Consider the following 13115-nt stretch of genomic DNA (forward strand, 5'->3'; position numbering starts at 1 on the left):
CTGACCCACCTACTCGCCAATCCGCCCGAAGTTGCATTGACCCCTTGACATCGCCGCCGCGGAAGCCGACCAAGTCAGCGTTCGGCGTGGGAGATTCGACGGCTGTAGGCGGTCAGGGCAGCCAAGGAGCCCGTGACCGCGAGCACAGCCAGGCTCAGCACCACCGGAGGCAGCTGGTCCGCCGTCAGCACACCGACCACCCCGATCAGCGCGAGCGCGGCCATCGCCACGAACCGGGACCGGGCGAACCGGCCGAAGCGTGATCCCAGGTAGAGCAGGTTGCCGACCAGGTACACCAGCGGGCCGGCCACGGTCACGATCACCACGGTGGGCGTCAGGTGCTCGTGGGAGAGACGCAGCTCCACCGAGACCGCGAACAGGATCGCGCCCAGCACCATGAACGCATGGGCGTAGGCGAAGGCGGAGCGCAGGGCCGCCGTCGTGGTCTTGGCACCTTCGACCTGGTGCCCGGCGAGCGCGAAGTAGTTCCACCAGAGCACGAAGAGCCCGGCGAAGCCCAGCAGCAGGCTGAGCGCCAGCGACGCGGTCAGATCGCCCGCGTCCACCACAGCACCACCCATCAGCAGGATCGACTCACCGAGAGCAATGATGAACACCAGCCGATTGCGCTCGGCGAGGTGCTCGGCGTCGGTGTCCCACAGGTTCATCGGCGCCGCGCCCACACCCGGCACGCGGAAGTTCATCAGCGGCGCCGCGTAGTCGATCACGACCGCGATCAACCAGATCCACAGCCGAAGCTCGTCATCGACGAACGCGCCCGCCACCCAGAACACGCCCGCTCCGAGAGTCCACAGCAGCAGCATCCGGTAGTTCGCCGCCATCTGCTGGCCCCGGAAGACCACCATCATCATCACCGGGCGCAGCACACCGGCGAACAGATAGCAGGCCACGAACAGCCACGCCTTGTCGCCGAAGGCCTCCGGGATCGCGACCGCCATCCCGAGCGAGGCGAGCATCAGCACCCCAGTGAACAGGTGCACGCCGGTGCGCTGCGGGTCGAGCCAGTTCATCGCCCACGCCGTGTAGTTCCAGCCCCACCAGACGGCGGCGAACACGATCACCGTCTCAGCGGCGCCGAGCCAGGAGAGGTGGTGCAGCAGCAGGTGGGAGAGCTGGATGATCGCGAAGACGTAGACGAGGTCGAAGAAGAGCTCGGCAGGGCCGACCTCGCTGCGGCGCGTCTGCGGGCGGGCAAGTACGGACATAGCGGGTCCTTCGAAGCGGCAGTCGTGCAGAGGGCGGGTGAGCGGCGCGGCGGGCCGGGTCAGCCCTCGCGGATGGTCATCGAAGCAAGCTTGTCACCGGTCACCCGGAACTCGAAGCTGGACAGCCCGTTAGCGTGGGTGCTGCGCCAGTCACCAATCACGGTGACGACGTCACCCTCGGTCGTGACCGACTTCGGGGTGAGCACGCCAGTCGCACCGATGAACTCGTTGTCGCTCCAGCCCTTGATCTCCTCCCGTCCGGTGAAGACCCGGCCCCAGTCGTCCACGAATCCGTCGGAGGTGAAGGCGTCGAGGAAGCCCTTCTCGTCGTGGGTGTTGACGGTCTCGATGAACGAGTGAACGGGCTCGGGCACGGTGACGGCGGTCATGGTGGTCTCCTCTGTCGTCGGGCACTACATTCGCGGGCCCAAGTATGCCGACAGCGGGGAACCCGCGCGGACGTTCGGGTCACGACCTGATCACGACGCTCTCCGCAACGGGCCTACCCGGTCGCGATCGATGCGTGAGAGGGACGAGCACCGATCAGCAACCTCTCGCTAATGTCGTTTGCATGGTCGCGGATCTGACCGACACACACAGCCGGGAGCAGCGGGCCGCCCAGTTGTTGAGCCAACTGGTTGAGGGCACCTATCGACATGCGTGGCTGCCCTACTGCAAACGTCAGCGCCAGAGCATCAACCAGTCAGCGGTGGCCATGGTGCTGAGCCAGCACCTCTGGGAGACCGGTCAGGCATCCGAACTCGACGTCACGCTCCCCCGGCGGCTCAAGGACCGTGTCTCGCGGGCGCTCTCGGGGCGAGCGCTGCCACCCGCGATGCTGCAGCTGTTCATCGAAGCGTTCGCCGTGTCCCCGGCCGACGCGCGGTTGCTGTGGGAGGCTCTGCTCGATGACCCCGCCGGCCCGGTGATCGTGCCGGGCGCAGCCCCACTGGGCGGTGAGGCGGCCCCGCGCACCCGTGACTTCGAGACGGTCTCGGTACACGACTACCACCGGGTCGGTGCCGACCGCTGCCCGGTGGAGCACCGCACCGTGCACGTGATCCGCGCCCATGCCTCGCTGAGCACCTTCCAGTACCGCTTCGACACCGACGCCGCGGTCGTTCAAGTGCTACGCGGCGGCCGTGCGGCCGAGCTGGTCCCGAGCGGGGTTCCCGGGCTTCATGCCGTCGACATCACCTTCACCGAACCGCTCGAGGCCGGCCAGACGGCGTCCCTGGAGTACCGCACGATCTTCGCCTACCAGGAGCCGCCAGAGCCGCTCTTCCGGCGGGTGAGCCTGAAGCGCTCCGGCAATGTGGCCATCCACGTCGCCTTCGACCGCCACCCCCGCAGCCTCCAGTGGTGCCACTGGAACACCGATCACCTCGAATCCGAGCCAGTGTCCGCCGAGCCGGTTCGGCTCAACTCCGACGGCGAAGCTCACCGTTTCGTCGAGGCGATCGAGGCCGAGGGGGTCGGGTTCGCGTGGGAGTGGTGAGCATCAGCGGCGATACCACGGCTCCTCATCGTAGAAGCTCAGACTCTCGCTATAGGGATGATTCGCCCAACGGACCAGCCGGTCCTCTGACACATCATGTTGATCGCTGAAATCGGGGTTACAGCCGCCCAGGTACTCCCACTGGTCTGACTCAGGCGCCTCAGTGCGGGGATACTCTTGTTCGCAGTCCCATGGCACGCCAGCGGGAAACAACCAATACGTGCCGCGGCCAGCGAGTGGTGCCGTGCATCTGCCATCCGCATCGAACTGGAAGCAGTACTCGTACGGGTACGACCCGTTCGCTGAGACTTCGCCACTCCCTGAGTTCACGAATCCGCTCCCCGGGTACTCCTCCATCAACTCCGCGAAGCTGAAGCAGTCGTCCGGGTCGCTGCGGTAGCACCACTGGCCGCGCAGGTCTTCCGGCACGGCGCGCTCATCGAGCGCGGGGACGGCCCGGGCCTCGAGATCATCGACGACGTAGCCCAGCATCGCGTTGTGCAGCTCGAGGGTGCGCATGAGGTTGCCGTGGAAACAGGGGGCCTGCGCACCGATCGGATTGCCTGCCCGGGTGCGGTCTGTACCCAGTACCTGGAACAGTTCCTCAACTACCTCGCCGGCGCGACGGGTGAGGCTGTAGGAGTACTCGCACGTGACACCGTCGGTAGTACTCGCCTCTGCTGTGGCGGAGGAGGTGGGGACGATCATGTCACCCATCGCCACGGTCGCCCCATCAGGATGCGCGCCGGCAAATAGGCCTAGCGAGTGCGTCTCGATACGGGTGTCCCCGTACAGGGCGTGGACCGCGAGCCCTTCCGGCCACTCCGGCAGCTCGGCGAGTGCCTGGGAACCTGTGGCGAGGTCCACCGCGGCGTCACCGGTGAGATCTCGAATCGTGCGGTCGGGATCGGGAGCCGCATTCACGGCGAGCAACGCCAGTGCGGTGGTGACGCCCGCCGCCCCGAGGTCAGAGCCGGTGTTCGGCGTCCCGTAGGTGATCACCTGGCTGACCATCTCGGCCGTCTCGGGGGCTTCGGCGAATGCCTGCCTCGTGGCCAGCCCACCCATCGAGTGCGCGATGACGATCACGTCCTGGTCGAAAGCATCGTGCAAACAGGCGATGTGGGTCGCCAGGGTGGGCCCGATCGCCGGATCGGTCACCCAGGACGTGTTCACGCCCTCGTAGTCGAACGTGAAGACGCTCACCCCGGGAACATCCTGCAGATTCCCCACGAACGACCGGTGCGAGGTGCCCGGTTCGGCCGTCGCATTCTCGCTCAGGTCCATGTGCAGATCCCAGGTGCCGACCGATCCCCGCCACCCGTGCACCAGCACGACAGGGACAAAGCTGCCGTCCTGGAGCGGGACGTGGGTCAGCGCGGAACCATCGTTCGCCGTGTCAGCCGGGTCAATCCTGGCGTGGGCCAGATCGCTCCCGGTGCACTCCGGGGCGCCCGGCTCGGCCGGGCCGGCCGGTGCGGCCGGTGCGGCACCAACCGGCCCCACGCCCACCGCGGTCAGGAGTATGGCGGCCAGGAGCAGCACCGCGGCACGTGTGGCGACCGGCCGGCGCACCCGCCGCGCGAACGGCATCATCGACGTAGTCATCCCGTCACCTCGATCTCGATCGTCGCGGCCACCACCCACGCCCCCTCCTGGAGGACCATGACGGCGCGGTACTCACGCTGGGTGCCGTCCGGCATCGTCATCACCAGATCCACCGTGCTCATGTCCTCGGCCAGTTCCTGCCACGATTCCTGATCCGGTTCGATCACCGCCCCATCGGGCACGTACTGGTGCGGATCGCTCGCCACCTCGTCGGCGACATCCGCGCTGAAACCGGCCGCCGGATCCTGCGGTAGGCCGCGCAACACCTCCGCCACAGCCTGTGCGTCCGCATCGCCAGACCCCACCGGTGCAGGCGAGGACGCATCGTCGCGGAACCACCAGATGCCACCGATCACCGCGACAACCAGCACCAGGGCGATGGTGGCCATCACGACCAGCCGTGCCGAACGTCGTCGGGGTCGACCACCAGAGGGTGGCTCACTCACAGGCGCTCCTCGGAGTGGTCGGGCAGGGCTGTCAGGATCGCCGACCTATGTCGCGGCTACGTCGCGCTCCAGGCTGCGCGCGGGAACGTCCAACCGCTCGGCACTGCCCGCGGCGACCACGCGGATCGTGGCCAGCTGGGGCCGCCCTGGGGGAAGCCGCCGGATCGTCACGGTGCCGCCGTCGGCCCGTTCAAGAGCAGCACGGGCTGCCTCGTGCATACGCCCGAGATCGCCATGCTCCGGGCGGGAGGTGCCGCCGTCATCGAGGAGCTGGACCTCCACGTGGCGGGTGCGCGCGGCGCGCGCGGCGGCGAGCACACTGTCGCTGGCCAGGACGCCTCCGCGCAGCACGTCGCGGATGGCGGCTTCCGCGAGTAAGCACTCCCGCCGGTGCTGGTCCGTCAGCGGGGTGTCTGAGGCCAGGATATCGAGCAGGTCGCCGCCCGCTGACCGCACGCGGGCCACCCGTTCCTCGCGCGCACCGGCTGCGGCGTCAGCCCAGGCCCGGCTGCTGACGAGCTCGAGGTGCGCCTGCTCAACCTGCGCGATCGATCTCATGGTGCTGCGCAGCACACTCGAGAACAGGGTGAACACCAGCAGCAGCACGGCATGGTGCGCGACGAACTCGACCCCTTGGGTGAGTGGGCGCCCGACCTGGGCCACCCACCCGAACACCACCAGCACGTGGAGAGCGAAGCCGGCCCATGCAGCGAGCACGCGGCCGCGCAGCACCAGCACGATCAGCAGCAGCGTGCTGGCGAACCAGTTCCACGAGGCCCAGCCAGGCCAGCCGGTGGCAGGCAGGTTCCAGGAGGCGAGCGAGAGACCGACGACGATGAGGACCACGGCAGAAGCGGCAGCCCGCGGATAGAGTGCGGAGCGGATGGGCAGCAACAGCAGCACCGCCCCTGCGGTAGCGAGCGCCAGCGTGCCCACCGCAGCGGCCGGTGACCGGACGTCGTTCAGCGTGGCGAGGGTGTTGACCGTGTTGCTGAGGGTGAAGAGTGCAAGGATCACCCGTCCCGGCCACTCATCGAGCCGGAAGAACCCAGCCAAGGTCCGCCCACTCATCGGTTCCCCCTCCAGGTGAGGGTGACCACGGTTCCCCGCCCGGGCCGGGAGTCCACCTCCGCACGGCCGCCAGTCAGGCTCGCCATCCTGTCCACGATGCTCGCCCGCAGGCCCAGCCGCGACGGCGGAACGTGCGCCAGGTCGAAGCCGCGCCCATCGTCAGCCACCGTGATGCGAACGGACCCGCGATCGATGCTCACCGCGATCTCCCGGTGCGCCGGGCCGGCGTGGCGCACGCTGTTGCGCATCGCCTCGCCGGCTGCCTCCACGAGCGCGGTGGCCACATCGGCCGGCACCGTCGCTGCGGCAGTACCAGCGGTTTCGGCACTGTCGACCGTCACGACCACGCCGTCCGGGACGACCGATCGCAGCCGCGCCACCACCTCCGGCCCGGCGACCGGTGCAGACTCGGCCGCGGGATCGAGCACGTCACGAGCCGCTCGCGCCGCAGTGCGGATCTGCTCGCGAGCCTCAGGGCCGGCACGGCCGGCGGCCAAGAGCACGGACAACACACGGTCGTGAACGAGTGCGTCCAGGCGCGCCCGGTGCCAGGCAGCGCTTCGGGTCGCCGCCTCAGACTCGGCGGCATCCCGCACCTGGGCCGCAGCGGCGTCCAGCGCAGCACCGGCAGCCACCGTGACCCGGATCAACAACGTGAGGATCCCGGCCAGCATGGCCAGGAACAGGCCGTCCTGCACGGCGACCGGCCATTCCAGCCCGGGTGTGGCCAACTGACGCAGCAGCGTGGTGGCGACCACGACGCCGCCGTAGTACGCCCACGCGAGGCGCGCGGACAGGATCGCGGCAGCGGCCGACGTCGGGATGGAGGAGATCTGCCATGTCCACGGCGCACCCTCGCCGGGCATCGTCGGCACCACCATCAGGGGAACCCACGCCAGCAACGCGAAGGCATAGACACAGCAGTAGCCCACGAGCAGCACCCGCGCCCACCGCATCAGGACCGCAGGTCCACCGATCCACCTGGCGAGGAACGCGAGCACACCAGCCAGCACCGGGAGGGCACTGCACAGGCCGTAGAGCAGCGGCCCCCACCCGGGTGCGAGCAGCTCGAACTGGCTCTGGGCGAGCGCGAGCCACACGACGGTGTACGCAGCGGCAGCCACCCCCACTGCGACGACAACGACTCGCTCGATCCGGGCGCGTGCGCCGGACTCGCTCATTCGCCGTCCTCGATGAGCCGGTCTTCGACGGCTCGGCGGTACAGGTCCACGCGGCTGTCCGCGTGGCGCCCCACGTCGGCGTACTTGGTGCGGATCCGGCTGATGTAGTTCGCCACGGTCGCGGCGGTGAGCCCGGTGACGCGGGCGACGCTCTTCGCCTGTTCCCCGGAGGCGTACAGGGCGAGGATCTCGCGCTCGCGGGGGCTCAGGCGAGCGTCGGGGAGGTCTGGATCGGCGTCGAGCGCAGCAGCCCACTCCAGCGACATCACCGTCTCCCCGCGCAGGGCCGCCTGCACCGCGTCCCGGATCTCGTGCTCGGGCAGCGACTTGCGCACGATCCCGAGCACGTCACTGCGGGCTGCCTCACGCACGAGTGCGGCGTTGTCGGCGCCGGTGAGCACGAGCACGTTCAGCTCGGCGTCGCGGAGCGCGGCCACGTTCGCGGCGACACGGGAGCCGTCGGCGAGGTTCAGGTCGAGCACAGCCAGATCCAGCTCGCGACCGAGTTGCAGCAGCTCGGGGACGGTCGGCGCCCACACGGAGGCGACGCCGTCGGCTTCCAAGGAGCCCTGCAGCCCCAGCGCGACCAGGGGGTGATCCTCGACGAGTCCGATTGTCTTGCGTGCTACCACCACCGCCCCCTTCTGCCACCTCTGATGAGAAAGTACACCTACCGGCCGACGTTCTGCGGACCTTACGTTGAAGTCTCAACCAGTGACCTCGACGCGAGTGCGAGAGACCGGCCACCCAACATGCAGTTGACTGAAGAACCCAGGATCAGCACTGAACCACGAGCGGCGTCCTTCGTATGCGACCTGCTCACCCACTCCTACCGGGAGACCTGGCTGCCCCACTGCAAACGTCACCGGCAGGGGCTGAGCCAGGCGGCTGTCGCGACGGTCCTGAGCAGGCACCTGTGGGAGACGGGCCAGGTCTCCGAACTGGACATCACGCTCCCACGGCGGCTCAAGGACAGGGTCTCGCGGGCCCTCTCCGGGCGCGCGCTACCGCCGGCGATGCTGCAGCTGATCATCGAGGCGTTCGGCATCAGTGACGCTGAGGCACGCACCGCGTGGAGCCTGCTGCTGGATGAGGACCCCGACCCCGCCGTCGCCCTGCCGCCGGTGGCCCCGTTGGCTGGGAACGCCTCACCCCGGTCAGCCACCGCCTACCAGACGGTCTCGGTCCACGACTTCCACCGGCTCGGGTCGGACGGGCGCCCGGTGGAGCACCGCACCGTGCAGGTGATCCGCGCCCACGCACCCGTCGCGAACGTGCAGTGCCGTTTCGACGGTGATGTGACCGCGGTGCAGGTGCTGCGCGGGGGCCGGGCCGCCGACATGACCCCGAGCGGCGTACCAGACCTGCACGCAGTCGACATCACACTGACCGAGGCACTCCAGCCCGGCGAGACGGCGTCACTGGAGTACCAGGTGCTATTCGCCCACGAGCGCCCGCCCGAGCCGCACGTGCGACGCGTCAGCAGGAACGAGGCGCGGAACGTCACCGTGCACGTGGCCTTCCACCCTCGCTGTCGGCCGCGCCGGTTGGAGTGGTGCCGATGGGGCGCCGATCGCCTGGAGTCCGGCCCGCTCTCCGCCGAGCCGGTCACGCCCAACGCCGACGGTGACGCTCACCGCTACCTGGAATCGATCGCCGGTGAGGGGGTCGGGTTCCGGTGGGAGTGGTGAGGCGCCTTCCAACGAGAAGGTGACCGTCACGGCTGGATGAGCGAGAACCGGCCCTGGCCGTCGTTGACGGTGAGGAACTCGCCGACCCGGCCCAGCGCGAGCGATGCTGGATCGAGATCCGGGAGCGGGAGGGTCCACTGCTCCGACCCGTCGTTCAGGGAGTACGCCACGATCGAAGCCTGTCCGCCTGATGTGTCCGGGACGATGATCCGGTTCCCGTCCGTCGGTATCCACATGGGACTCGCCCCATCCTCGGTATCGCCGGGTGGCACGTTCAGCAGGATCGTCCAGCGGCGCATCCCGGTCTCGGCGTCATAGGCGCGTAGCTCCTGGCCGAACTGGAGCACCTCCACCGTGTCCGAGCCGTGCACAACGGCCACACTCTCACCGTCGATCAGACCGGTGGACGCATCGTTGAGCACCACCGGGCTCGCCACGTCGTGACCGTTGTAGACGCTGATCGACTGATCGTCGCCCAGCAACGCGAACCGGTCGCACCGTGCGAACTCACCGCGCCAGTCGTCGTACGCGATCTGGAACGCAGCCTCCTCGCTCGATTCAGGGAAGGCAATGACCTCCCCTGCGCCCGTGACCATCTCCGGGCCCTGATCCAGGGTGCGAATGACGCCCCCATCGGGAAGGGGGCAGAAGTCCTCAGGTGCGGGAGCGCTCAGCACCTCGCCGGAGTCCGTGCTGATTCGCCACGGGACGCTGACGAGCTGTGAGCCGAAGATGTACTGGGCAGGAGTCGCCACGATCTCACCGTCAGCTACGTCGAGGTGGACCCATTCGTGGGGCTCGCCCTCCAACTGCTGCTGCCAGAGGACCGCGCCGGCATCATCAACGCGGGCGAGTTGGACCGAGTCGTAGTCTCCGCCCACGATCGCTGCGCCAGATTCCAGTGGGACGACCCTGAAGATGCGTCCGCCCGCTGCCAGCGAGTCGTACACGTGACGGAAGGGCTCGTAGGGGATATCGAAGCCGGCCACCTGTGCACCGGTAGCGTCGTCCAACATCGCGATCGAGATCAGACCGCTCTCGGCGAACACCGCGCAGGCAATCCGGCCGCTCCCCGGCCGGCACGCGCCCAGATCCAGATCCGTCTCGCCCACCGATCGCGGCCCTTGCCACACCACCCCGCCCTCGGAATCGACGGCCACGATCGAGCGGACGGCTGTTTCGTCATCAAACTGCTGCGCCGCCACGAGAACGGTGCCATCGGCTGTTGGCCCGACCGAGTAGGCGTCTGGATCAAAGGCGTACTCCCCATCAAGAATTCCCGTGGTGTCGCCCAGGATCTCCGTCGGATCGATCGTCCACGCCACCGACGGCTGGTCGGGATAGGACCGTACGGTGGAACCGTCGCTGACTGCTCCTGACATGAGTAGGCGAGGTAGGAGCAGCACCGCCGCGACGGCGCCGAGCACCAACACCACCGCGACGGCGATCACGGGGATCAGCCAGCGCCGGCGCGTCTCGGGTCGTTGCGGCGGGGACTGTTGAACCATGGGCGGCCCGTGGTGCTGCGGCTCAATCGGATCGTTCATTGCGGAAGCTCCTCCTCGGCGATGCGCACAGTCTCGCTCTCAACCTGCTCGGCGAGGACGTCGACGACTTGACGGGCCATCTTCAGCAGCCGCTCCTCTTGGTCCTGGCGGTCGTCGGAGTCGCGCAGTTGACGGGATGCATCAGCCTGATAGAGGCCCCTGATGTACACACAAGCCAGGAACTGTCACCGGTGGCGCGAAGCGGCGCGCCGGCGGATGACACCCGATGCCGCCCGATACCTACGGTTCGATCAGAGCCAGTTGTCCGGACGTGTCGGTCACCGTGAGGAACTCTCCCGCCCGACCGATTTCGAACGCCGCCGGGTCGAAGCCGGGCAGTTCAAGCGTCCACTGCTCCTGTCCGTCGGCCACGGAGAACGCCGTGATACCAGCGGTTCCCGTAGCAGCAGCGGGCGCGATCACGCGCTCGCCGTCGTCCGCGATCCACAGGAAGTCGATCCCGGTGCTCCCATCGCTGCCGATGGCCTCCTCGCTGATCGCCCGGGTCAACCCCGTCCACAGCCTCATGCCAGTCTCCGCGTCATACGCCCGGATCTCATCGCGGATACGGACGATCACCGGTGAACCTGCTCCACGAACGACAGTCGACACGGGTTCCAGGTCGGAGCTGCTGATGGTGTCATCGAGCACCACCGGATTCTCGATGTTCTGTGTGTCGTACACCGTGGCCACGTCGCGCTCACCATCCGTGTCGACGACCACGAACCCCTCCAGGGACGTGATGGGGCCGCGCACCTGGTCGAAGCGAAGCAGGGGCGCGAGTCCGGTGCCGCTGTGCATCGGCACGGACGCGCCGCCATCAGCTGTCACGACTTCGAGATCGTCCGAGTCCTCACTCGAGCGAACCACCCCATCATCCGCCAGCAGAACAATCTCGCCCTCGACGGGCTCCGACACCGCCTCCCCAGTGTCGGCATCGAACACCCAGGGAACACCGAGAGGGCTGAGCACACCGTCAAAGGGAGCAACGCGAATCTCCCCGTCCCTGACGCGGATGTCGAAGGCGCCACCGACCATGTGGTTGTTCTCGATGTCCGCACTCCACTGCACACCGCTGCTGTCGAGTCGCGCGACCGTCGCAGCACCCTGCGAGATCGGGAATACCACGGCGACGCCGTCTTCGAGTGGAACGGCCATCGGCGCGAACTCCCCCACGTCGTAGGCATCAGCGAAGATGTCATACGGAACGTCGATCCGCTCGACCTGCGAGCCGGACCTCTCGTCGAGGATGAGGATCGAGTACAGGTCTGCACCATCGTCGGGAAAGGTCACGCAGGCGATACGGCCATGGCCGGTGGTGCACTCGGCGGCAAGTGGCACACGCCCGTACCCCAGGACAACCTCGTAGCGCGGTCCTCGCCAGACGATCTCACCATCAGGGTCGACACCGACGATGGCCCCGGCCGCCCAGAAGCCGGACTGCTGCCACGCACCCACGAGGAATGTCCCGTCATCGAGTTGTCCGCGCGAGTACACGACGGGCGGGCCGGAAGGACCACCATTCTCGCTCGCCGCTGCTAGCCCCTCCTCCCCCAGGATGTCGGCGGTGCTGATCGTCCACGCCACTGTGGGCTGCTGGGGGTAGGGCTGCAGCGCACCCCCCGACTCGGCTGCCCCGAACAGGCGGGGTAGCAGCAGGGCCGCGCTCAGCCCGAGCACGAGCACCACGGCCGCCGCGAGTGCGGGGATCAGCCACCGCCGTCGCCGGCGCGGTGCGGGCGCGTTCGCCGCGGGCCAACCGGGAGCGGCCTGCTGAGTGGGGTCCGGCGGCGTGGGCGCCTGCGGTGGGATTTGGTCGCTCATCGTTTTCCTAGCGGTTGGAAGCCGTCCGTGTGAATGCCGTGTACCCGAAGATCACGCGGCGACCCCGTCGAGCGCCTGCCGCAGCACCTTCGAGAACGTGCGGAAGATCCCCAGCGCCGGGCTCTCCTTCGGACCGATCGGGATGAAGAACAGCAGCTTGTCCTGAAAGACGGCGTAGTCGGGTGCCGTGCACGAGACGGTCGCGCCGCCGTCGGCGGCGCTGTACTGCACCCTCACCTGCCCCATGGTCAACCCCTTGAGGCGACGGACCTCGTACACGATCGCTGCGCCGTCAGCGGCTACTCGCTTGAGCGAGGTGCCGATCTCCTTGGACCGCTCGGCAGCATCGTCAGCCGCGGCCAGCACCTGCTCGTAGCTCATTGCAGTCGACGCTGTGAATGCAGCGGCAGCAAACTTCTCGTCGATCGTCATCATTCACCCTCCAACTTTCCGGTCCGGTAGATCTTGTTTCCCAGTGCGAGGACTCCCGCGCCGGCAAGCATGAGGACGATGAACGGCACGAACTCGTCCGGGTAGTACCCGATGATCGCCAGCTTGATGAAGGCGATCAGAGCCATCACGGCTCCGACCCCCGTGACGAGCCCTCCGATGTGTGTTTTCTTCATGGTGTGGCCCTTCTTTCTCGCCTCTGCTACGAACATTCGTTCCGCCATTCAGGCGCCGTCACCAGTACGGCGAATCCCAATCGACGCCGTTCTCGATCGGCTCGTCATGGTTCTGGCTCGGCGGCTGCAGATTGAGCTCGAGATTTCCCATCCCGCAGAAGTCCCGCACGTTGTCCTTCGCACCGGTGAGGTTTCCGACATCACTGGGCTCCAGGTCGTGCGCGCTGAGCATGCTGCGGATGGTCGAGGTCCGATCCGAGCTCTCCATCTCCCAGTATTCGGTGCAGGTCGTCTCCCCACCGCTGGAGGAACACCCGGTCAGCGCTGCAGCGGTGACCGCCACTGCGCCCAGCGCCGCACCAACCCTGCCCATCGACCTACCGTTCATCGCTCACCC

The 13115-nt window shown here is 67.9% G+C and carries 15 protein-coding genes; 2 read left to right on the plus strand and 13 right to left on the minus strand.

The genetic code is table 11. From position 1 onward, the window contains the following. Window positions 1–74: 74 nt before the first annotated feature. Together FV560_RS07435 and FV560_RS07440 are read right to left on the minus strand one after the other, a co-directional pair. The gene (locus FV560_RS07435; RefSeq protein WP_159620898.1) at window positions 75–1226 is read right to left on the minus strand and encodes a low temperature requirement protein A; all 1152 of its coding nucleotides are present in this window, start codon (window positions 1224–1226) and stop codon (window positions 75–77) included. Between the two features lie 59 nt (window positions 1227–1285). Then, window positions 1286–1615, minus strand: a complete 330-nt coding sequence (locus FV560_RS07440) for a nuclear transport factor 2 family protein (RefSeq protein WP_159620899.1) — start codon at window positions 1613–1615, stop codon at window positions 1286–1288. Window positions 1616–1797: 182 nt separating this feature from the next. Here FV560_RS07440 and FV560_RS07445 point away from each other — a divergent pair, with 182 nt between their 5' ends. After that, complete coding sequence (locus tag FV560_RS07445) at window positions 1798–2724, plus strand: hypothetical protein (protein ID WP_159620900.1); 927 nt, start codon at window positions 1798–1800, stop codon at window positions 2722–2724. Window positions 2725–2727: 3 nt separating this feature from the next. On the opposite strand, the gene FV560_RS07450 is transcribed toward FV560_RS07445, so the two are convergent. From FV560_RS07450 to FV560_RS07470, 5 genes are read right to left on the minus strand one after another with little or no spacing between them, the layout of a single operon-like run. Next, a complete protein-coding gene (locus tag FV560_RS07450; RefSeq protein ID WP_159620901.1) occupies window positions 2728–4332 on the minus strand; it encodes an esterase/lipase family protein in 1605 nt (534 codons plus the stop codon). Further along, window positions 4329–4778: a hypothetical protein gene (locus FV560_RS07455; RefSeq protein ID WP_159620902.1), complete on the minus strand. Its 450-nt coding sequence runs from the start codon at window positions 4776–4778 to the stop codon at window positions 4329–4331. Before FV560_RS07455 ends, FV560_RS07450 begins: the two co-directional genes overlap by 4 nt. A 45-nt stretch (window positions 4779–4823) precedes the next feature. Continuing rightward, entirely contained in the window at window positions 4824–5849 is a 1026-nt protein-coding gene (locus FV560_RS07460) for a hypothetical protein (protein WP_159620903.1), read from the minus strand. Further along, entirely contained in the window at window positions 5846–7030 is a 1185-nt protein-coding gene (locus FV560_RS07465; RefSeq protein ID WP_159620904.1) for a sensor histidine kinase, read from the minus strand. Before FV560_RS07465 ends, FV560_RS07460 begins: the two co-directional genes overlap by 4 nt. After that, window positions 7027–7662 (minus strand): response regulator transcription factor, encoded by a 636-nt coding sequence (locus FV560_RS07470; RefSeq protein WP_235019993.1) that lies wholly within the window; start codon window positions 7660–7662, stop codon window positions 7027–7029. The genes FV560_RS07465 and FV560_RS07470 overlap by 4 nt, the downstream gene beginning before the upstream one ends. 120 nt (window positions 7663–7782) lie before the next feature. On the opposite strand from FV560_RS07470, the gene FV560_RS07475 reads away from it, so the two are divergent. Then, window positions 7783–8721, plus strand: a complete 939-nt coding sequence (locus tag FV560_RS07475; protein WP_235019994.1) for a hypothetical protein — start codon at window positions 7783–7785, stop codon at window positions 8719–8721. A 26-nt stretch (window positions 8722–8747) separates the two neighbouring features. On the opposite strand, the gene FV560_RS07480 is transcribed toward FV560_RS07475, so the two are convergent. From FV560_RS07480 to FV560_RS07505, 6 genes are all read right to left on the minus strand, one after another. Beyond that, complete coding sequence (locus tag FV560_RS07480; RefSeq protein ID WP_159620907.1) at window positions 8748–10268, minus strand: outer membrane protein assembly factor BamB family protein; 1521 nt, start codon at window positions 10266–10268, stop codon at window positions 8748–8750. Next, window positions 10265–10438 carry a hypothetical protein gene (locus FV560_RS07485; RefSeq protein WP_159620908.1) on the minus strand — a complete coding sequence of 58 codons (174 nt, stop codon included), beginning with the start codon at window positions 10436–10438 and terminating at the stop codon, window positions 10265–10267. The genes FV560_RS07480 and FV560_RS07485 overlap by 4 nt, the downstream gene beginning before the upstream one ends. A gap of 70 nt (window positions 10439–10508) precedes the next feature. Continuing rightward, a complete protein-coding gene (locus FV560_RS07490) occupies window positions 10509–12092 on the minus strand; it encodes a PQQ-binding-like beta-propeller repeat protein (RefSeq protein ID WP_159620909.1) in 1584 nt (527 codons plus the stop codon). A 51-nt stretch (window positions 12093–12143) separates the two neighbouring features. Beyond that, on the minus strand, window positions 12144–12524 hold the full coding sequence (locus FV560_RS07495; protein WP_159620910.1) for a hypothetical protein: 381 nt from the start codon (window positions 12522–12524) through the stop codon (window positions 12144–12146). Beyond that, window positions 12524–12718 carry a hypothetical protein gene (locus FV560_RS07500; protein WP_159620911.1) on the minus strand — a complete coding sequence of 65 codons (195 nt, stop codon included), beginning with the start codon at window positions 12716–12718 and terminating at the stop codon, window positions 12524–12526. The genes FV560_RS07495 and FV560_RS07500 overlap by 1 nt, the downstream gene beginning before the upstream one ends. 58 nt (window positions 12719–12776) lie before the next feature. Continuing rightward, window positions 12777–13106, minus strand: coding sequence for a hypothetical protein (locus FV560_RS07505; protein ID WP_159620912.1), 330 nt, complete (start codon window positions 13104–13106; stop codon window positions 12777–12779). Between the last annotated feature and the right edge of the window lie 9 nt (window positions 13107–13115).

The organism is Ruania rhizosphaerae (assembly GCF_009805705.1).
Taxonomy (GTDB): domain Bacteria; phylum Actinomycetota; class Actinomycetes; order Actinomycetales; family Beutenbergiaceae; genus Ruania; species Ruania rhizosphaerae.